The following is an 18,984-nucleotide window of genomic DNA, read 5'->3' on the forward strand; positions in this document are numbered from 1 at the left end:
GAATAATCGGTTTAGAAAGCGTACAAGCTCAGTTTGGAAGGATAAATTTCCTTAGCCGCCGATACTTGATAGAGTTTGTGCGGATAAAATACTACGCTGATCATTACGGAAACAAAGGCCGTCTGAAAGACTGAAATCCAGCTTTTTCAGACGGCCTTTACTGCTCAATCAATAAGGCTTACAACTCAATGCCTTTGAGTTTCGCCACGGTATTAATGTCTTTATCGCCACGGCCGGAGAGGTTGACCAAAATCACTTGGTCTTTGCTCATTTTCGGCGCGTTTTTCACCGCCCAAGCAACGGCATGGCTGGATTCCAGCGCAGGAATAATGCCCTCGAAACGGCAAAGCAAGTCAAAGGCTTCGAGTGCTTCGTCGTCTTTCGCAACAGTGTATTCCACGCGGTTGATGTCGTTCAAATGGCTGTGTTCCGGGCCGATGCCTGGGTAGTCCAAGCCTGCGGAAACAGAGTGCGTACCCAAGACTTGACCGTTTTCGTCCTGCATTAAATAGCTGCGGAAACCGTGCAATACGCCGATAGGGGCTTTGCTGGTAATCGGTGCGGCGTGGTCAGGCGTATCCACACCCAAACCGCCGGCTTCTACGCCGACCAAACGCACGTTTTCTTCTTCGATATAGGGATGGAACAAACCGATGGCGTTCGAGCCGCCGCCCACGCAGGCAACGGCAACATCAGGTTGGCGGCCGATGGCTTCCAACATTTGTTCTTTGGCTTCATTGCCGATCACGCATTGGAAATCGCGTACCATTTCCGGATACGGCGCAGGGCCTGCGGCAGTACCGATGATGTAGAACGTATCGTCCACGCGGGCAACCCATTCGCGCATGGCTTCGTTCATCGCGTCTTTCAAAGTGCGGCTGCCGCTGTCCACGCTGACCACGTTCGCACCCAATAATTTCATACGGAACACGTTGGGCATTTGACGTTGGATATCGTCTGCACCCATGTACACGTCGCAAGTCATGCCGAAGCGTGCGGCAACGGTAGCAGAAGCCACGCCGTGCTGACCCGCGCCGGTTTCGGCGATGACACGTTTTTTACCCATGCGGCGTGCCAACAATGCCTGACCGATGGTGTTGTTGACTTTGTGCGCACCAGTGTGGTTCAAATCTTCACGCTTCAGCCAGATTTGTGCGCCACCCAAATGCTCGGACAATCGCGCGGCATGGTAAACAGGGCTGGGACGGCCGACATAGTGTTTCAAATCATGGCGGAACTCTTCCCAAAATGAAGGATCTTCTTTCGCTGCTTTATAGGCTTCTGCCAATTCTTGCAAAGCAGGAATCAGGGTTTCGGAAACGTACAGGCCGCCGTGTTCGCCGAAAAAGCCGTTCTCGTCGGGAGCGTGATAATTTTTCATGGGATTTTTCCTTGTTCGTTTTATGGTTTCAGACGGCCTGATTCAGTACAAGGCCGTCTGAAAGTAAAATTGTCAGCAATTATAGCCGTTTTCCATTCATCTTGTCGGCAACTAATTGAATAATAATATCAGCAGACAAAATAGGAACAACAGCGTACAGCTCGATGTTGCAATCAATGCCGTACCCAACGGCGGCGCGATATATTTTTCTTCGTTTTTGTTTCTCAGGCATAGTTTTAATGCCAACATCCCCAGCCACAGTGCCAGCAACCAACAACCCAAAAAGTTAAGCACAAGCAAAGCAATAATCAACTCATTGGTATTTTTTATAGTGCTTACATTCAAAAATATCCAATTAAGGCCGTTAACAGACATAATGACTGCAGATATTTGTATCACATACAAAAGCGTTCCGCCCAGCAATACCTTGATATGCCATTGTTTGGCCTTCAGCCACACTGAGACGACATTAAAAAGCCACCACAAAGCCATAAACGTCATTAAAGAAATTTCATAACGGTCCATCACCCTACTCCTAAAAAACAGTCAATCCAGCCATTTCAAAAAAAGCCCGATACGCCGCCGCTTTTTTCGCCAAACTCAAAGGATAGGCACGCGAAGTCGAAGGCAGACGCGTCAGGGTCAACTCACGTCCAACATAGTGAAACGGCACTGTTTCGCCTGTCTTCGGCATTTTCATACCGCTGCCTTGAATCTCCAACAAAACTTCGGTTGCCTTACCGCCGGTGGTACAAAGATGGCGGCACTCAGGCATTTGCGCCAATACTGCCGCCAAATCGACGGTTTCTATCACTTTTAAAAACTTATCCGAAGCATTGCCATGTTCGCGTATGGCCTTCAACACGGTCGGACAGGATGCAATCCCCTTCTCACTCAAAAACGCTTTAATTTTATCGGCATCAAACGCCTTTTCGCCCTGCTTTTGAAAATGCGCCGCATCGCCGAAAAACACCAGCCCATACACGCGCCACATATCGTTTTGGAAATTCGGATAATGAAACTGCATCGCGTGTTTTTCTTCTTTAGGCGGAAACGTCCCCATCATCATGACCGTTGCCTGCGGCGGCAACAAGGCTGCGAAGGGGTGGGATTCAACGATTGGCTCTTGCATATCTGTATTCCGGTTGTTTTTCATTCAAACAAAATTTCAGACGGCCTTTACTGCCTGAATAAACGCCGCCATTTTCTCCCTGCTCTTAATCCCGCCGGAGATTTCCACGCCGCCAGACACATCCACCGCCGCCGCGCCACTGATTTTTACCGCTTCGGCAACGTTTTCCGCCGTCAATCCACCGGCAAGTATCCACGGTTTGCCGATATTGCCGTGCAACATGGTCCAATCGAAACTTTGTCCCGTACCGCCGTATTCGGTCGGATGATAGGCATCAAACAGCAAAGCGCGGGCATTCGGAAATTTGGCACAGGCCGTCTGAATATCGGCAGCGGACTGTACGCGCACGGCCTTCAAATACGGGCGGTCAAACCGACGGCAAAAATCATCGTCCTCATCGCCGTGAAACTGAATCACATCTATCGGCACCTGACGCAAAATCTCACGGATGGTTTGCTCGTTTTCATTCACAAACAAGGCCACCACCGATACAAACGGCGGCAAATTTCTCACAACCTCCTGCGCCTGCTCAATACTCACAGCCCGTTTACTCTTGGCGTAAAACACCAGCCCGATGGCATCCGCACCCAATTCGGCCGCAGCCAGCGCGTCTTCAGGTCGGGTAATACCGCAAATTTTGGTGCGTATGGTGTTCATGGCGATGGCCTTTTTAAACAGATGAGTCAGATATTATATAGTTAACAAACACAAAGTTTAAGGCCGTCTGAACATGAAATATCAAGTTCAGACGGCCTTAAACTTCAAAACAACCATCAGCCGATAATATTGGCGGCCGTCAGCTGCGCAGCGTCTTCGTTGTAGAAACGTGCAAACTCTGTGCTACTTTCAGCTCCTGCACCCCGATACGCCAAGGTTTTTTGGGCGCTGTTGAACACAAGATACGAGCGGTCGGGGCTGAATGTATCCACATCGCGGACAAACAAATCCGCCCAGCTAACCTGGCTTTCTTTCTCATTGAGCAACGGGCGCATGGCGCTCAAATCCAACTTGTCTTTGACCGGATTGAAATCCAGCAAATGATCCAGTTTGCCCTCGCGGACATCCCACGCAGTAAATGCCACCGTATCTCTACCCTCGCCGGTAACAATGGTATCGCCACCCAGACCTCCTGCCAGATAATCATTGCCATCACTGCCTTTCAATACATCGTCAGCCGCACTACCATGCAAGGCCGCTACGCCTTTGTTGTCTCCACTGATGCTGACAGACCAATCAAAGCCGTTTTTGCCTAAGTCGATTTCCTTACCGTTTGCCGCATACGCCATCTTATCGCCCTGCTGGTGCGCCGTCATTTCCACGCCTTTGAGTGACAGAACGTTACCGGCTGCATCCTCTGTCTGAACCACGGCAAGCATGGGCCGGTCATCGTTATAAATAGTAGATGTACCAGTTGCGTATGGCGTTTCTTGGGCATCATTACTGCTGCTACCCCATTTGTTTTCAATGCCGTCTGAAAAACCGTCTTGGTCAGAATCCCTCAAATAAGGATTTTTGTAATGCTTGTCGATACGTTTACCTTGGGAGAAGTATTGTTCAAGTTCGGTATCAGACTCATAAAAGCTGGTCATATTGTGTTTGCCCCATACATCGCCGCTTTTGAAATCCAAAACCTTGGCATTCGGATATCTGCCCAATCCTTTATGAACTTGGGACGCAGCAGCACCTGCAGCTAAACCTAGAGCAGCTCCAGCCGCAAAGCCCAGTCCTCCGGTCACTGCACCCAATATCCCACCGACTACTGCACCAATACCCGCACCTGTTTTACCAGAAAAACCATCTCCAACCCATTCGCCTTTGATTACATAGGAATTGGTTTCATACAGATGGCGTGCCTGTGTGGTATCCGAGTTGTCTATGATACGTGTTTCCGCCATTTTATCGGCCATATCCCGTGCTTGTTTTAAAGCTTCGGGCGAATCGCTGTCCACATTCAAAACAGCCGGATTAAACAGGCTGCTGCGTTTAAAATTACTTGCCCAGTCATAACGCTGTTGCATGGTATGTGCGGCGAAGTATTCTGCAAGATAGCCTCCCAACGAATGTCCGGTCGAATACACATTTTTGGCATGAAGCGTATTAACATAACGGGCAATATCATCCAAATATTTGGTTTGCTCCGGCAACTTACCGTCCGCAATTTTCAAATCAGCCAAAACATCTTCAATGCTGGTCGCCTGCGTACCTCTAAACGCTACCACAACATTTTCCCAACCGCCCTTTTTGTTCGAATTGCCGAAAATCGCATAATCCAAACCGCTTCCCAAACTATCAGCCCTAAGCAATTTCCATTCCCCAGTCAGTTCAGAGATATTAGCCTGATTGATAAAATATTTACTGTTAATATCTTTGACAATAGAAGCATATCTCGTATTCCACCAATAATTACCTGTAAATAAAGCATGCAGATCATATGAAGATTCATAAACCAACGACGAGAACATCCGCAAATCGCGCTCGGAAACATTCCACTCCTGCGGATTGCGGTCAATGGCATCAACCAAACCGTCGCCATCACTGTCTTTGGTAAAAATAGAATGCTGAGCCTGTTTATAACTGGGTCGGACAATATCATTGGCTCTTTTTTGAGTGGCAATATTTTCCCAATACTGCAAAGAGGCCGTCTGAAGGTACTGCCCTTGTTCGGCGGCATGTGTGACGGCATGACCATCTTTGTAAAGCACACGCATGGTTACGCTGTCTTCGCCGGCATCGTGCTCGGGATATTTGAAGATTTCAGCAACATCCATTTCCTTATCCGCGAATTTATACTTGGATACAGATGAATAGGTCTTGTGTTGCTCTTTAAGAGTCAGCGTTTCGCCTGTTTCACGAATCGTAAATACCCAATCTTTAAGGGCAGGATTACTGGCGCTTGGACGAGTAGTAAGACTAATATCCTTCGCACTCAAACCTTCAAAATGAATGCTGTTATGGCCCAAATTATCTGAAATGACATCATGGCCGCTGCCGCGGCGGAACACATAAGTATCATCTCCGCTACCACCTTCAAACGTGTCATTTCCTTCGCCGCCATCTAAATAATCATTACCGGCATCGCCGCGCAAAATATCGTTGCCGGTACCGCCGTAAAGTTTGTCGTCGCCATCGCCCGCCAACAGCAAGTCATAGCCTGCCTCTCCGCGAAGCACATCATTGCCGCGGCCTCCGATCAAACGGTTGTTGCCAATGTTGCCGATTAGGACGTTGTCGGAATGGTTGCCGAAGCCGAAATAATTGCCGCTGCCGGTCAAGGTCAGGTTTTCAACATGAGTCGGCAAACGATAAGTCATACCTGTGTAGACCGTATCAATGCCGCCATTGGCTTCTTCGATAACGACATCGTTTGGACTGTCCACATAATACGTGTCGTTACCATTGCCGCCGCGCATTACGTCTGCACCGATTCCGCCGTCTAAAACATCGTCGCCTTCGTTTCCTTCCAAATAATCGTTACCATGATCGCCACGCAAAATATCGTTGCCGTCGCCACCATAAAGTTTGTCGTCATCATCGCCTGCCAGCAGCAAATCATTACCCGCCCCGCCGTAAAGCACATCCTTGCCACGTCCGGCGCTCAAACGGTTGTTGCCGCTGTTCCCGATAAGGACGTTGTCGGAATTGTTGCCGAAACCAAAAATATTATCGTGGCCGGTCATCGTCAGGTTTTCAACATAATTTGGCAACGTATAAGTCGTATGGGTATAAACCGTATCCGTACCCTCGCCGTACCTTTCAACGATTTGGTCATTCCGGTTGTTCACAATAAAGGTATCGTTTCCTAAACCGCCGTAAAAAATATTGTGTCCCAAGCTGCCATACAGCACATCATCACGACGCGTGCCGATAATCACTACGGACTCTTCGTTATTAGGTTGGTTTTGAGTTTCAGTCATTTCTTTATCCCTTTGTTAAATTTAATTTGAATGTGCAATAATGCGTTTAGATTATATAAGCAAGCTAAAAACAAGTGAATTTATTCAGCCAAACAGATTCAAAATGCTTATCAAATCAACAACAGTTATAAAATGACTTCGTGATTATTACTCCGTTCTTATACTGCCTATTTTTTCATCACAATTAATTTATTCTTTATTATCAAATATCAAACAAAACTATCCACAATTAGATTCACACAAAATTTGGATAATGCCCGTCAATAATAAAAAAATATCAAGGCCGTCTGAAAAAGTCTTTCAGACGGCCTTTTAGCCTTTTTACTCAAACGGTTTCTTCTGCCAATAAAACTTGTCCTTTTTCAGACGGCCTCGGAACACATCGTCTTGCCCTAAAACAAACACCAATGCGCCTGACAAATCCGTTCTCAACAAAGTAATGCCGTGCGCACGGACACGATTTTGTACGGCAACGGTCGGATGTTTGTAGGCATTGGCATAGCCGCTGGATGCTACGGCATATTGCGGCGAAACCGTATGCAGAAAGCTGCCTGATGAAGCCGTGCTGCTGCCGTGATGTCCCAATACCAACACTTGGCTATACAGCGCATTGCCGTATTTCTCAATCAAACCGGCCTCACCCTTCACGCCTAAATCGCCGGTTATCAACAAGGCTTTGCCGTTTGCCACGACACGCAATACGCAGCTCTGGTCGTTATCTTCCTTGCCCGTATTTTCAGACGGCCGGAGCAACTCGAAATCTACGCCGTCCCATTGCCATTTGTCTTCTTGGCAAAACTCTGCATTCGGATAAAACTCAGGTTGTCCGGCAAGCAATTTATCGGTACCGACAGCTGCGACACTTTGAAAACCGCCGTCATGGTCAATATCATGGTGCGACAAAATCAGGCTGTCCAAACGGCGCACGCCCATCGCATTCAAACTCGGCACAATACCTGTTTGCGCCACTTGCTCCGTTCCCGTATCAAACAAAAGATTGCGGTTACGCGTTTGTATCAACACCGACAAACCTTGTCCTGCATCCATCACCGTAACTCTTGCCACCCCCTCCTCCAGCTTGGCAGGACGGTAAAACACAAAACCCAATAAAACCAAACATGCCCAAGGTTTCAAGCCTAGTCCTCGTGGCAACAATAACAGCAAAGCCGCCATCATCGCCAACACCAGTAAAGGCACGGGCGCCGCTGCGACGGCAAATTCAGGTGATACCGTAGCCAGCCATACCAAACCGCGTAAAGTGTATTCCGCCAAAAATGCCGCTACCAACTGGACAAGCTCAAACGGGAAAACCGAACCCAGTAAAGCCAACGGCGTCAACACCCAAGAAAACCAAGGAATAGCCAGCGCATTAACCAAGGGACTGAGCAAAGGTAACGAAGCAAACAAATAGCCCAGCAATACCACCGACAATACCGTCGCCGCCCATTGCCCCCGTACAGCCAAACGCCAGCCCGATTCTTTCAGACGGCCTGACGACGCCCAAATCAAAGCAGCAACCAAACCGAAAGATAACCACGTTCCCACACCCAATACGGCCAACGGGTCCAACAACAAAACAACGGCCAAAGCCTGCCACCATGCCGCCCAACCCGAGCCGCTACTGCCGCGCCACCATGCCCACGCAAACGCAGCCAACATCAACACACTGCGTTGCGTCGGTACGGAAAAACCGGCTAAAAGCGCATAAAACAAAGCCCCGGCAACACCGCCGGCCAATATCCACACACGCGGTTGCGCCGGAATCCACGGCGAATAACGAAAAATTCGCTTAATCAGCCAGGCAAACAATACCGCCACCATCGTTACATGCAAGCCCGAAATACTGACCAAGTGTGTCAGCCCCAAAGGCCGGAATGCCTGCCACAAAGGCGGCCGCAACGCCGATTGCTCGCCAATACTCAAAGCACGCATCAGCCCTATGCCGTCTGAAAACTCAGGATATTTGTCCGCCGTTCCCTGCCAACTTCGGCTTACCGCATCACGCATATTAGCCAAACCGAAACCGCCGCCTTGCCGCACGAGCTTCCTGTCGCGCCCCAAAGTACCCATGCCGTCAATACCATTGGCCAAAGCCCATGTTTCACGGTTCAAACCGCGCACATTCACTTCACCAATCACCGGCTTGATCCGCGCCGATACAGACCACCGACTGCCCACCGCCCAATCGCGCCGCTGATAATCCGACAACATCAAATTAAAAGCCTGCCCACGCTCATCCCAAGCCCTTGCCGCAAACTGCACGCGCCGACCATCATCACGCGGCATATCCGCCACTTCAACCGTCAAAACTTTAGCCGCCACCTCCCCTACAGGCCAGTGACCGGCCAAAACCAGCCCGGTCCGCCACACACCAAACGCCATGCCCATGCAGACGGCCAGAGCCAACCAAGCCACAGCGAATCTTCGACACAACACAAACATGCCCATCATTACAGACAACCAAACCCACCATGGTGGCACAAACGGCAATGCAAACGAAAGCACTACCCCAACCACCCAAGCAGGCAACACAAACCGCCACGCCATGAACGTCTTCCCTCAAATTATGATTATTAGATATATAATAATAAATGTTTTTAGTATATTATGACAAATGCCAACCAGCGTTAGCAGATAAAAAGAGAGGTTCAAATCATTTTAAAACCGTCAAATCATTTCAAAACCGACAGACGCAAAAAAGCGCAACCCGAAACAGATTGCGCTTTTTTATAAACTGGCACGCCCACGGGGAATCGAACCCCGGTTACCGCCGTGAAAGGGCGATGTCCTAACCGCTAGACGATGGGCGCGGAGATTTTCTGTGGCGCACCCGGAGCGATTCGAACGCCCGACCCTCTGGTTCGTAGCCAGATACTCTATCCAACTGAGCTACGGGTGCATCAAGAAAGATTTGAATTATAAAGAGAAGGCTATTTACTGTCAAGCGTTTTATTTGGAAAACTTACAGACAGCGTGTAAAATGCGCATTTGCTATTGAATTTACAGAGAATAAAATGTCAGATTTCGCACGCTGGCCGCTCTTATCCGAAGCATTTTCCCGTTTGGGACGGCCTGTGGTCGTGGTGGATTTGGAGACGACCGGTGGAAATTTCTATCAAGACAGGATAACGGAAGTCGCCCTTGTTCGTTTTGAGCAAGGACGCGCCACACATTACGAGCAATTGGTCAATCCTTGCCGCAGCATTCCCGAATTTGTTGCCAGATTGACCGGAATTCATGATGAAACGGTGAAAAACGCGCCTGTCTTTGCCGATATTGCAGCCGATTTGTTGCCGCTATTGCAAGGGGCTGTAGTTGTTGCGCACAACAGCCGCTTTGACTATACCTTCCTGCGTCACGAGTTTGCCCGTATCCATACTGACTTTGCCGCACCCTCTCTCTGTACGGTTCAACTGTCTCGCCGCCTGTATCCTGAGTTTTACAAACACAGCCTCGACAGCATTATCGAACGCACCGGCATTCAGACGGCCAACCGCCACCGCGCCATGACCGATGTTGCCGCATTGTGTGATTATCTCGAATTAAGTCTGGCAGAAAAAAATCACCAACAATGGGATGAACACGTCCGTGTATTGATGAATCCGAAAATGTTGCCCACTTGGTTGCCCGATTCTCTTGCCCAACAGCTCTATGCCCTGCCCGACAGTTACGGCGTATTGGTTTGGTTTGACCATTTCGGCAAAGCCCAGGCCATTGAAGCACACGAACGCGCATACAGTGAAACCGCCACCCTGCTGCACAGCAAAAAACTGCCACCGCACATCAAAGCCGCAGCCTCCATCCGTTTTATTCCGGCAGTCGGTCAGCTCCATACATTATGGCTCAAAGCCCAGACCATGCAGGAATACCAACTGATGCCGTCTGAAAAATCCACATCGTTTTCTACCGTCCGCTTTATCGCTGACGAACACGGCAGCCTTCAAGCACGCATTGTCTTGTTAAACAACGGCACCAGAAACTGGCGTCCATACGGTTTGTTTGCCCACAAAAAAGCAGCCAAACGTGCTTTGGCACAATGGTCGCAAGAACACAGGCTCTGCCCGGATTCGCTCAATATTTTGCCGACCGGCTACGCAAAGGACGAACCCTGCCCTGTTGAGGCTGTCGGAAAATGCAACGGCGACTGCCGCCAACCCAACGGCATCAAACATCAAAACCAACGTATTACCGAGCTTGCCCACCTACTCCCCGTAACCGATTGGGGCAAAGCGCATGAAATTGAAATTACCGAAACCGATCCCCTGACCGGAAACAGCATTACCCTGCTCTGCGCCGGCGGCGCGTTGGCATTGCCTGATGGCAGCTGGTATTTCGACAGCAGCCTGCCTATCGTGATTAAAAACAAATTCAGGCAAGACAAAGAAAATATCCGTCTGATTGCTTAAAACAAGGCCGTCTGAAAACCAAATTTTCAGACGGCCTGATGTGGATAACTTTCTGCTTTATTCTCAAAACAAAAAGCTGCCTAAATTTTAATCAGAACTTATTTTTATAATAGCAATCAAATACTAAACCAATTTATACACAAGCTGTTCACACAATTTTCAATGAAAGCTGTGTATACCCGGCCCGACGAGTGAACCATGAACAATCCTGCAATCATCTTCTTTGACATTGACGACACCCTCTACCGTAAATACACGGATACCTTACGCCCTTCGGTTGCCCAAGCCATGCGCGCATTGAAAGCCAAAGGCATTTTGACTGCCATCGCCACCGGCCGTCCGGAAGCCGCCATTCCCGCCAAAGTCAAAGCCTTGATTCAAGAATGCGGCATCGACATGCTCGTTACCATCAACGGCCAATATATTTCCTTTCGCGGCGAGCCCCTGCAAAGCTACCCCTTGGATATTGCCGACATCGAAACCGCCATCCACCTGCTTAAGCAACACAAAATAGACTACGCATTCGTCAACAACCAAGAAATTGCCGTCTCCTCCAACTCTCCGCGCGTTGTCGAAGGTTTATCGCATATCCTGCCCAACTTTTTAACCGACAAAGAATATTTCCGCAAACAACCCGTCTATCAAATGTTGGTCTTTGTGGATGAGGAAGAAGAAAAAATCCTGCAACCGCTGATTCAACAACACGGCTTCAAATCCGTCCGCTGGCACAAACATGCCATGGACCTACTCAAACAAGAAGGTTCAAAAGCACGTGGCATCGCCCACGCAGTGGAAAAACTGGGCATTGATATGGGCAAAGTGATGGCATTCGGCGACAGCTTCAACGACTTGGAAATGCTGTCAACCGTCGGCTTTGGCGTTGCCATGGGCAATGGCGAAGAAGCGGCCAAAGCCGCCGCACAATTCGTCTGCCCAAGTGTCGATGAAGACGGCGTATTGCGCGGCTTGCAAGAATTAGGCGTAATTTAATTATCAAATCAAAAGGCCGTCTGAAAAAATGTTCAGACGGCCTTGTTCTATCTATAAACTTCCTGCTTATTTCGGCAATACCAAAAAGCTAATCAGCAATTCTTTGAATACAAATCCAAACACGCCCAAGCCCAAAACCAAGAAGAGCATGGCAATGCCGAATTTGCCGGCCTTGGATTCTTTACCCAAGTTCCAAACGATAAAGCCCAAAAAGATAATCAGGCCGGTGAGGAGGATTTTCATTGCCCACGAGGCGAATTCTGCTTCAGACATTATTTTTTTCCTTTTATTCTTAAGATGTGTGTTTGATTGCTTTCAGACGGCCTATTAAATTTTAAGGCCGTCTGAAATTTGTTTTTAGATTATTTGTTCAATGCTTGTTGCAAATCATCAATCAAATCGTCGATGTATTCCAAACCGACAGAGAGGCGGATCAAGCCCGGACGGATATTGGCGGCGAGTTTTTCTTCAGGCTGCATCCGGCCGTGCGTGGTTGTCCACGGATGGGTGATGGTCGAGCGCACGTCGCCGAGGTTGGCAGTGCGGGAGAAAAGCGCCACGCCGTCCACGACTTTCCATGCGGCTTCTTGGTCCGCGACTTCAAAACCGATGACGATGCCGCCGCCGTTTTGTTGCTTGCGGATAAGCTCTGCCTGCGGATGGTCGGGCAAACCGGTGTAGTACACGGCTTGGACTTGCGGCTGTTGTTGCAGCCATTGGGCGATTTTCAGGGCGTTGTCGAATTGTTTTTCCATACGCAGCGACAGGGTTTCCACGCCGCTCAACAACTGCCATGCGTTAAACGGCGACATCGCCAGCCCGCAAGAATTGCAATATATGGCAACTTGCGTCATCAGCTCTTCCGAACCGGCCAATACGCCGCCCATCACGCGGCCGTGGCCGTCGATGGCTTTGGTTGCGGAAGAAACGGAAATATCCGCACCGTGTTTCAAAGGCTGCGAGCCGACGGGCGACAAGAGGCTGTTGTCCACCACCAAAAGCGCGCCGATACTGTGCGCCAGTTCAGCCAGCGCTTCCAAATCGGCAACTTCGCCCAATGGGTTGGACGGAGTTTCCAAGAAAAACAGTTTGGTATTGGGCTTGATGGCCGCTTTCCATTCATCTACATCAACCGGCGATACATGGCTGACTTCGATGCCGAACTTGGTAACGATGTTGTTGATGAAACCGACGGTCGTGCCGAACAGGCTGCGGCTGGAAACAACGTGGTCGCCTGCTTGCAAGAAGGTAAAAAACGCTGCCTGAATTGCGGACATACCGGTCGAAGTGGCTACCGCGCGTTCTGCGCCTTCCAATGCGGCAATGCGTTTTTCAAAAGCGGCAGTAGTCGGATTGGCTGTACGGGTATAGGTAAAGCCTTTAATTTTTTTGGAAAACAAATCTGCCGCATGTTGCGCACTTTCCCACATGAAGCTGCTGGTCAAAAACAGTGCCTGATTGTGTTCGCGATATTCGGTCTGCTCTTTGCCGCCCCGGATGGCCAGCGTTTGCGGATGAAGTTTTTTGTTCATTTATTCTCCAATCTACTGTGTATTCCAATGGACGGAACAATATTTTTCCGTCTGTTTAACTTGTTAACATTTTGCGCCGATTTCTACCATCTTTCAAGCCGAAGGCCGTGTTTCAGGTCGTCTGAAAAAACAGGAAAACCGTTTTTACTGATAAAGGCGGCCGTCGTGTTTCAACCAGCCGTCAGTATGCCGTCCTGACGGGTCATGGTGCGTCCAATGGATAACGCCGCCCTGCTCCGACCATTCGTATTCTCCGTAAAACGCTACTTTATCGCCTTTTTTCAAACCCTTAATCTTATCGGCAAGGTCGATATTGTGTGCCACCAAAAGCGTCTGGCCGCTGGAGAGCTTCAAGATAAAGCGTTGGTGGCGCGTGCCTTTGTTGTCATCCGGCAGGGTTTTCCATACCGTGCCCTCGCCCTCAACCTGAATATCGCTTTGTTCGTTTTCAAACGCCTGTTTCAAAACCGCTTCTGCCGATTGTTTGCCCGAACCGGTTTGCTGTTGAGCCGTATCGGCGTTTTCTCCGCCCGCATTGTTTTGTTTTTGAACGGCTTCTATTTTCTGCTGATGCTGCGATTGTAGCGGCTGCTTGTTTTGCATTTTTTGATAGGCAAATACGGCAACCAGAGCAATCAGCAATACAATGATTTTGTTTTTATTCATAACAATCTCAAAAAAAATGCCCGATTCTGCATCGGGCATATCAACTATTTAGAAAGGATATTTATCACGAAAACGTGAGCCGCCATTATACACGCTTCGCAAAATTTTAAGGGAAATTTATGCCAAAGGCCGTCTGAAACTTTTCAGACGGCCCGGATACTCAGCGGCGGTATTTCATTTCAACCTTCATATCGTCCAGAATACGTTTGACGTTGTGTTCCAATACATCTTCCACCAAACCCGGCGCCTGCTCGTTGAGCATTTGCTGCAACTGGTAAGTGAACACGGCCATTTGTTTTTGCACGGCAATCCGAATCATGCCGTTGACTGCATCGGCCACATGGGGGCGCAAACGTTTAATCAGACGCTCGGTCAAATCTTTTTCAGAAACGCAGAATACTTCCCGACGGCCAATCGCCTGCGGGTTCAAAACATTGATATGGACATTGACGGCCGGTTCTTTTTCAGGTTCAAGGCCGTCTGAAACCGCCTCTTCAGCCGCTTGCGCATCATCATTTTCCGATTTTTCAGTTTCTTCCACTTCAGCCACATCAAAATCTACGGCACCTGATTTCGGATTCAGTCTGACGGTGCGCGTCGATTCGATATGGCGGTCTGAAGCCGCAGCCTGCAATGCCGATTGCGCGCTCAACCAGTTGTCCTGCAAGACCACCATCGCATCGGTTTCCACTGCTTCGCCATCTTCGGCAAGGGCGGTATTGTGTTCCAGCTGCCAGCGGTACAAATACTCCTGCAGCACTTTTTCGCGATTGTCGGCATCCAGTTTATATTCTTTTTTAGGCGCGGTTTTAGGCGCGGCATCGACAGCCTCTTCCGATTTTTTGACCAATGGCGCATGGGTCGGCGCGGTATTGAATTGTCGTGCCTGACGCAATCTTTCCAAGCGTTTTTCCCAATTCAGGTCTTCTTCCTCGAGGGCTGTGGGGTCAAGACGGTTGTTTTCCATAATAATCTCGTTTTTTCATTTTTATTGTGAACCGCATTCAAACAAAAAATGCTTGAACTGCGGCCGATGGTTGGACATATCCGGCAAGCCGGCGCAAGCGTAACATTTTAATATTAATTCACTATATAATCACTATTTTATTTAATACACCCTCAAGGATACATCATGAGCAGCATCGAACAACGCCTCGAATACTTGGAAGAAGCCAACGACGTTTTGCGTATGCAAAACCATGTCCTCGCCACCGCCCTCAAAGGCCTCATCCGTTCCCTGCCCTCCGACATGGCCAACGATGCCGTAGAATCCATCCAGCTTGCCTTTGAAGACGCGTTGGCAGAATTGAGCTACGAAGACAGCCCGCACACCGACCTCTTCCATGACGTAACCTACGCATTTTTCCGAGAAAAAGACCACTGATTTCGGCTAGTTTGTTCACAAAATTATGCTAAACTAAGATTTTATCCGTTAACATTTTATTAAGAAAGCACATATCATGAATATGAAAAAATGGCTGGCCACTGCCCTCGCTTGTTCCGCCCTTGCCCTGACTGCCTGCGGCGGTCAAAGCAACAATGCCTCTGCTCCTGCCGATAAAGTGTACCGTGTCGGCTCCAACGCCGAGTTTGCCCCATTCGAATCTTTGGATTCTGCCGGCAAAGTGGAAGGTTTTGACGTTGACTTGATGAATGCCATGGCCAAAGCCGGCAACTTCAAAGTCGAATTCAAACACCAGCCTTGGGAAAGCCTCTTCCCTTCTCTGAACAACGGCGACGTGGACATCGTAATGTCCGGCGTAACCATCACTGACGACCGCAAACAAAGCATGCTCTTCAGCGACCCATACTTTGAAATTACCCAAGTCGTCCTCGTTCCAAAAGGCAAAAAAGTAACTTCTTCCGAAGACCTGAAAAACATGGCCAAAGTCGGCGTGGTAACCGGCTACACCGGCGACTTCTCCGTTTCCAAACTCTTGGGCAACGACAATCCGAAAATCGCCCGCTTTGAAAGCGTTCCCCTGATTATCAAAGAATTGGAAAACGGCGGTTTGGATTCCGTCGTCAGCGACAGCGCGGTTATTGCCAACTATGTGAAAAACAACCCGACCAAAGGCCTGGATTTCATCTCCCTGCCTGACTTCACCATCGAAAACTACGGTATCGCTGCACGCAAAGGCGACGAAGCCACCATCAAAATGTTGAACGATGCGCTGAAAAAAGTACGCGAAAGTGGCGAATACGACAAAATTTACGCCAAATACTTTGCTAAAGAAGGCGAAAAAACCGAAGCAGCCAAATAATCTGGTTTGACTTCCTAAATTAAAGGCCGTCTGAAAACTTTTCAGACGGCCTTTAATCTGGTTAACGCCATTAAACGCAAGCATCCCTTATAATCCGCTGGTTTTTATCCTTCAAATGAAAGACACGCCATGATCAAACCCCTTATCCTCAGCCTCGCTGCCGCCACTGCTTTGGCAGCCTGCTCCGCTTCTGAAAAACAAGAATCCCCCAACGTCGGCGTGGCCAATCCGGCTTCTGAATTCTGCGTCAAACAAGGCGGCAAATCCGAAATCAAAAAAGACAAAGACGGCAACGAATACGGCGTGTGCCACTTGCCTGACGGTAAAGTCGTTGAAGAATGGGAATATTTCCGTCAACACAACAAATAATTGCCCAATCATATAAAAGGCCGTCTGAACCCAAGTTTCAGACGGCCTTTTCATTTAAACAGCGATTATTTTACTTCCAGTTTGGTCACGCCGCCCATATACGGTTGCAACGCAGCAGGAACATTAATGCTGCCGTCGGCATTTTGATGGTTTTCCAAAACAGCCACCAAAGTACGGCCGACTCCCAAGCCAGAGCCGTTCAAAGTATGTACCAAACGGTTTTTACCGTTTTCATCTTTGAAACGCGCTTTCATGCGGCGAGCTTGGAAATCTTCGCAGTTGGAGCAGCTGGAAATTTCGCGGTAGGTGTTTTGCGCAGGAACCCAGACTTCCAAGTCATACGTTTTGGTTGCGCCGAAGCCCATGTCGCCGGTACACAAAGTAATCACGCGGTAGGGCAGTTCCAAAGCCTTCAGGATGTTTTCGGCATGGCCGACCATTTCTTCCAGCGCTTCGTATGATTTTTCGGGATGAACGATTTGCACCATTTCTACTTTATCGAATTGGTGTTGGCGAATCAGACCGCGCACGTCTTTGCCGTATGCGCCCGCTTCGGAGCGGAAACATGGGGAATGGGCGGTCAGTTTTAGCGGCAAATCGCTGCCTGCCACGATGCTGTCGGCAACGGTATTGGTCAGCGTTACTTCGGCAGTCGGAATCAGATATTGCGTTTTCTTGCTCTCGTCGCCGCCGCGGGTAACGTGGAACAAATCTTCTGCAAATTTAGGCAGTTGGCCTGTGCCCTGCAAAGTGGTGTCATCCACGATATAAGGCGTGTAATGCTCGGTATAGCCGTGTTTCAGCGTGTGCGTGTCCAGCATGAACTGAGCCAAAGCGCGATGCAGGCGGGCGATTTGGCCTTTCATCACGGTAAAGCGCGCGCCGGAAAGTTTCGCACCGCCTTCAAAATCCAAACCCAAAGGTTCGCCCAAATCAACATGGTCTTTGATTTCAAAGTCAAATTCGCGCGGCGTGCCGACTTTGCGGACTTCGACGTTTTCAGTTTCATCTTTACCGACAGGCACGCTTTCGTGCGGCAGGTTCGGAATGCTCAGCAGCCAAGCATCCAATTCTTTCTGAACGGCATCCAAATCAGCGGCAGCCTGCTCCAAATCTGCTTTGATTTGGGCAACCTGATCCATCGCAGCTTGAGCCTCTTCGTGTTTGCCTTGGCCTTTCAACGCGCCGATCTGCTTGGAAATACTGTTGCGCGAAGCCTGCAACTCTTCTGTTTTCACTTGAACAGCTTTGCGTTGCTCTTCCAAAGCGTTGAAACGCGCGGTATCAAACTCATAACCGCGTGCGGCCAAACGTTCGGCAACTGCGGCGGTATTGCTGCGGAGCAATTGGATGTCTAACATTGTTTTCTCTCGTTTAGATTCAGAATGGCATTATTGTAAACCAATTTAAAGATATTTTCACAGCGACAGGCCGTCTGAAAACAAAAAACGCCCCTGCAAAAAGCAGGAGCGTTTTTTAAGAATTCTGGCACGCCCACGGGGATTCGAACCCCGGTTGCCGCCGTGAAAGGGCAGTGTCCTAGGCCTCTAGACGATGGGCGCGTAACCGAAGCGCGAACTATACAGAAAGCCTTTTCTTCTGTCAATGCCTTTACTGCTTTTTTAAAGATGTTGCCGATTTCCGTATGTTATTTTCCCTGTATAATGCCGGTTTTAATAAAAAGGAAAACTCGCCATGTGGTTTAAGCAAATCAGTTTTTATCCGCTCAACAAAGACAAATTGCCCGAATTGGAAGTCCTTGCCGACAAATTGGCGCAATCCGAATTTGCCCATTGTCAAGGTTTGGACTGGTTTAGCGAAGGCTTTGCCACGCCGGTTTCCTTTTCGCCCGAGCTGGTTTTCCCTGCCGATTACACTTGGCGCGTGGCCCTGAAAAAAGAAGAAAAAGTCCTGCCTGCCGGCGTGATCCGCGATATTTTGGATGAAAAGGTTTTGGAAATCCAAAACAACGAAGCGCGCAATGTCGGCCGCAAGGAAAAACAAGAGCTGAAAGAGCAGATTACCGACGACCTGCTGCCCCGTGCCTTTACGCGCAGCAGCCGCACACAGGCGATTTTCGACACGCGCCACGGGTATCTTTTGGTCAACAATGCCGCATCTGCCAAAGCGGAAAACATCCTGACCAAGTTGCGCGAAGCATTGGGCGGTTTGGAAGCCTCGTTGCCCAACACCAAACAATCACCCTCTTCCCTGATGACCAGCTGGCTGCTGCAAGGCCACTGCGAGGGCGGTTTTGAATTGGACAGCGATTGCGAACTCAAAGGCGTAGGTGATATTGTTCCGGTCGTCAAAGTTTCCAAACAAGACCT

Annotated in this window: 17 protein-coding genes and 3 tRNA genes; 6 read left to right on the forward strand and 14 right to left on the reverse strand. The window is 49.2% G+C overall.

The genetic code is table 11. The features are described from left to right. Window positions 1-178 precede the first annotated feature (178 nt). The 8 genes from trpB to HMPREF2661_RS03840 all read right to left on the reverse strand — a co-directional run bounded on the left by trpB (window position 179) and on the right by HMPREF2661_RS03840 (window position 9,326). Window positions 179-1,381, reverse strand: coding sequence for a tryptophan synthase subunit beta (gene trpB, locus HMPREF2661_RS03805; RefSeq protein WP_049322854.1), 1,203 nt, complete (start codon window positions 1,379-1,381; stop codon window positions 179-181). Between the two features lie 111 nt (window positions 1,382-1,492). Further along, a complete protein-coding gene (locus tag HMPREF2661_RS03810) occupies window positions 1,493-1,906 on the reverse strand; it encodes a hypothetical protein (protein ID WP_049322853.1) in 414 nt (137 codons plus the stop codon). A 10-nt stretch (window positions 1,907-1,916) separates the two neighbouring features. After that, window positions 1,917-2,513 carry a uracil-DNA glycosylase family protein gene (locus tag HMPREF2661_RS03815; RefSeq protein WP_049322927.1) on the reverse strand — a complete coding sequence of 199 codons (597 nt, stop codon included), beginning with the start codon at window positions 2,511-2,513 and terminating at the stop codon, window positions 1,917-1,919. Window positions 2,514-2,549: 36 nt separating this feature from the next. Next, window positions 2,550-3,170: a phosphoribosylanthranilate isomerase gene (locus HMPREF2661_RS03820; RefSeq protein WP_049359555.1), complete on the reverse strand. Its 621-nt coding sequence runs from the start codon at window positions 3,168-3,170 to the stop codon at window positions 2,550-2,552. Window positions 3,171-3,286: 116 nt separating this feature from the next. Then, on the reverse strand, window positions 3,287-6,427 hold the full coding sequence (locus tag HMPREF2661_RS11770) for a M10 family metallopeptidase C-terminal domain-containing protein (protein ID WP_053088385.1): 3,141 nt from the start codon (window positions 6,425-6,427) through the stop codon (window positions 3,287-3,289). A 321-nt stretch (window positions 6,428-6,748) separates the two neighbouring features. Further along, on the reverse strand, window positions 6,749-8,974 hold the full coding sequence (locus HMPREF2661_RS03830) for a DNA internalization-related competence protein ComEC/Rec2 (protein WP_070822404.1): 2,226 nt from the start codon (window positions 8,972-8,974) through the stop codon (window positions 6,749-6,751). Window positions 8,975-9,162: 188 nt separating this feature from the next. Beyond that, window positions 9,163-9,237, reverse strand: a tRNA-Glu gene (locus tag HMPREF2661_RS03835). A gap of 12 nt (window positions 9,238-9,249) precedes the next feature. Then, a tRNA-Arg gene (locus tag HMPREF2661_RS03840) sits at window positions 9,250-9,326 on the reverse strand. Window positions 9,327-9,441: 115 nt separating this feature from the next. Here HMPREF2661_RS03840 and HMPREF2661_RS03845 point away from each other — a divergent pair. Together HMPREF2661_RS03845 and HMPREF2661_RS03850 are read left to right on the forward strand one after the other, a co-directional pair. Then, window positions 9,442-10,833: a 3'-5' exonuclease family protein gene (locus HMPREF2661_RS03845; RefSeq protein WP_049323041.1), complete on the forward strand. Its 1,392-nt coding sequence runs from the start codon at window positions 9,442-9,444 to the stop codon at window positions 10,831-10,833. Between the two features lie 198 nt (window positions 10,834-11,031). Next, the gene (locus HMPREF2661_RS03850; protein WP_049323042.1) at window positions 11,032-11,823 is read left to right on the forward strand and encodes a Cof-type HAD-IIB family hydrolase; all 792 of its coding nucleotides are present in this window, start codon (window positions 11,032-11,034) and stop codon (window positions 11,821-11,823) included. Window positions 11,824-11,889: 66 nt separating this feature from the next. Here HMPREF2661_RS03850 and HMPREF2661_RS03855 read toward each other — a convergent pair whose 3' ends face one another. The 4 genes from HMPREF2661_RS03855 to HMPREF2661_RS03870 form a co-directional block, all read right to left on the reverse strand. After that, window positions 11,890-12,096 carry a DUF2788 domain-containing protein gene (locus HMPREF2661_RS03855; RefSeq protein ID WP_003747401.1) on the reverse strand — a complete coding sequence of 69 codons (207 nt, stop codon included), beginning with the start codon at window positions 12,094-12,096 and terminating at the stop codon, window positions 11,890-11,892. An 89-nt stretch (window positions 12,097-12,185) separates the two neighbouring features. Next, window positions 12,186-13,355: an O-succinylhomoserine sulfhydrylase gene (gene metZ, locus HMPREF2661_RS03860; RefSeq protein WP_049323043.1), complete on the reverse strand. Its 1,170-nt coding sequence runs from the start codon at window positions 13,353-13,355 to the stop codon at window positions 12,186-12,188. 144 nt (window positions 13,356-13,499) lie between these two features. Beyond that, window positions 13,500-14,060 (reverse strand): DUF3465 domain-containing protein, encoded by a 561-nt coding sequence (locus HMPREF2661_RS03865; RefSeq protein WP_003747405.1) that lies wholly within the window; start codon window positions 14,058-14,060, stop codon window positions 13,500-13,502. A gap of 121 nt (window positions 14,061-14,181) precedes the next feature. Further along, window positions 14,182-14,988 (reverse strand): hypothetical protein, encoded by an 807-nt coding sequence (locus tag HMPREF2661_RS03870; RefSeq protein ID WP_070822406.1) that lies wholly within the window; start codon window positions 14,986-14,988, stop codon window positions 14,182-14,184. 165 nt (window positions 14,989-15,153) lie between these two features. Between HMPREF2661_RS03870 and HMPREF2661_RS03875 the strand changes: the two genes are divergently transcribed. The 3 genes from HMPREF2661_RS03875 to HMPREF2661_RS03885 all read left to right on the forward strand — a co-directional run bounded on the left by HMPREF2661_RS03875 (window position 15,154) and on the right by HMPREF2661_RS03885 (window position 16,654). Continuing rightward, window positions 15,154-15,405, forward strand: coding sequence for an NGO1151 family protein (locus tag HMPREF2661_RS03875; protein WP_070588139.1), 252 nt, complete (start codon window positions 15,154-15,156; stop codon window positions 15,403-15,405). 76 nt (window positions 15,406-15,481) lie between these two features. Beyond that, window positions 15,482-16,285, forward strand: coding sequence for a basic amino acid ABC transporter substrate-binding protein (locus HMPREF2661_RS03880; protein ID WP_070822408.1), 804 nt, complete (start codon window positions 15,482-15,484; stop codon window positions 16,283-16,285). Between the two features lie 129 nt (window positions 16,286-16,414). Continuing rightward, a complete protein-coding gene (locus HMPREF2661_RS03885) occupies window positions 16,415-16,654 on the forward strand; it encodes a putative hemolysin (RefSeq protein WP_070822410.1) in 240 nt (79 codons plus the stop codon). Window positions 16,655-16,719: 65 nt separating this feature from the next. Here the strand turns inward: HMPREF2661_RS03885 and serS are convergent, their stop codons facing one another. After that, window positions 16,720-18,015: a serine--tRNA ligase gene (gene serS / locus HMPREF2661_RS03890; protein ID WP_070822412.1), complete on the reverse strand. Its 1,296-nt coding sequence runs from the start codon at window positions 18,013-18,015 to the stop codon at window positions 16,720-16,722. Between the two features lie 125 nt (window positions 18,016-18,140). Further along, window positions 18,141-18,216, reverse strand: a tRNA-Glu gene (locus tag HMPREF2661_RS03895). A 133-nt stretch (window positions 18,217-18,349) separates the two neighbouring features. Between HMPREF2661_RS03895 and rdgC the strand changes: the two genes are divergently transcribed. Further along, window positions 18,350-18,984: recombination-associated protein RdgC (gene rdgC / locus HMPREF2661_RS03900; protein ID WP_070822446.1), on the forward strand; the 635-nt coding region annotated here is incomplete at its 3' end.

Origin of the sequence: Neisseria sp. HMSC061B04 (assembly GCF_001836705.1) — a bacterium.
GTDB lineage: Bacteria > Pseudomonadota > Gammaproteobacteria > Burkholderiales > Neisseriaceae > Neisseria.

Coding starts and splice junctions, on each gene's coding strand:
- trpB (WP_049322854.1), bottom strand. CDS start 1,381: ATGAAAAATTATCACGCTCCCGACGAGAACGGCTTTTTCGGCGAACAC.
- HMPREF2661_RS03810 (WP_049322853.1), bottom strand. CDS start 1,906: ATGGACCGTTATGAAATTTCTTTAATGACGTTTATGGCTTTGTGGTGG.
- HMPREF2661_RS03815 (WP_049322927.1), bottom strand. CDS start 2,513: ATGCAAGAGCCAATCGTTGAATCCCACCCCTTCGCAGCCTTGTTGCCG.
- HMPREF2661_RS03820 (WP_049359555.1), bottom strand. CDS start 3,170: ATGAACACCATACGCACCAAAATTTGCGGTATTACCCGACCTGAAGAC.
- HMPREF2661_RS11770 (WP_053088385.1), bottom strand. CDS start 6,427: ATGACTGAAACTCAAAACCAACCTAATAACGAAGAGTCCGTAGTGATT.
- HMPREF2661_RS03830 (WP_070822404.1), bottom strand. CDS start 8,974: ATGGCGTGGCGGTTTGTGTTGCCTGCTTGGGTGGTTGGGGTAGTGCTT.
- HMPREF2661_RS03845 (WP_049323041.1), top strand. CDS start 9,442: ATGTCAGATTTCGCACGCTGGCCGCTCTTATCCGAAGCATTTTCCCGT.
- HMPREF2661_RS03850 (WP_049323042.1), top strand. CDS start 11,032: ATGAACAATCCTGCAATCATCTTCTTTGACATTGACGACACCCTCTAC.
- HMPREF2661_RS03855 (WP_003747401.1), bottom strand. CDS start 12,096: ATGTCTGAAGCAGAATTCGCCTCGTGGGCAATGAAAATCCTCCTCACC.
- metZ (WP_049323043.1), bottom strand. CDS start 13,355: ATGAACAAAAAACTTCATCCGCAAACGCTGGCCATCCGGGGCGGCAAA.
- HMPREF2661_RS03865 (WP_003747405.1), bottom strand. CDS start 14,060: ATGCCCGATGCAGAATCGGGCATTTTTTTTGAGATTGTTATGAATAAA.
- HMPREF2661_RS03870 (WP_070822406.1), bottom strand. CDS start 14,988: ATGGAAAACAACCGTCTTGACCCCACAGCCCTCGAGGAAGAAGACCTG.
- HMPREF2661_RS03875 (WP_070588139.1), top strand. CDS start 15,154: ATGAGCAGCATCGAACAACGCCTCGAATACTTGGAAGAAGCCAACGAC.
- HMPREF2661_RS03880 (WP_070822408.1), top strand. CDS start 15,482: ATGAATATGAAAAAATGGCTGGCCACTGCCCTCGCTTGTTCCGCCCTT.
- HMPREF2661_RS03885 (WP_070822410.1), top strand. CDS start 16,415: ATGATCAAACCCCTTATCCTCAGCCTCGCTGCCGCCACTGCTTTGGCA.
- serS (WP_070822412.1), bottom strand. CDS start 18,015: ATGTTAGACATCCAATTGCTCCGCAGCAATACCGCCGCAGTTGCCGAA.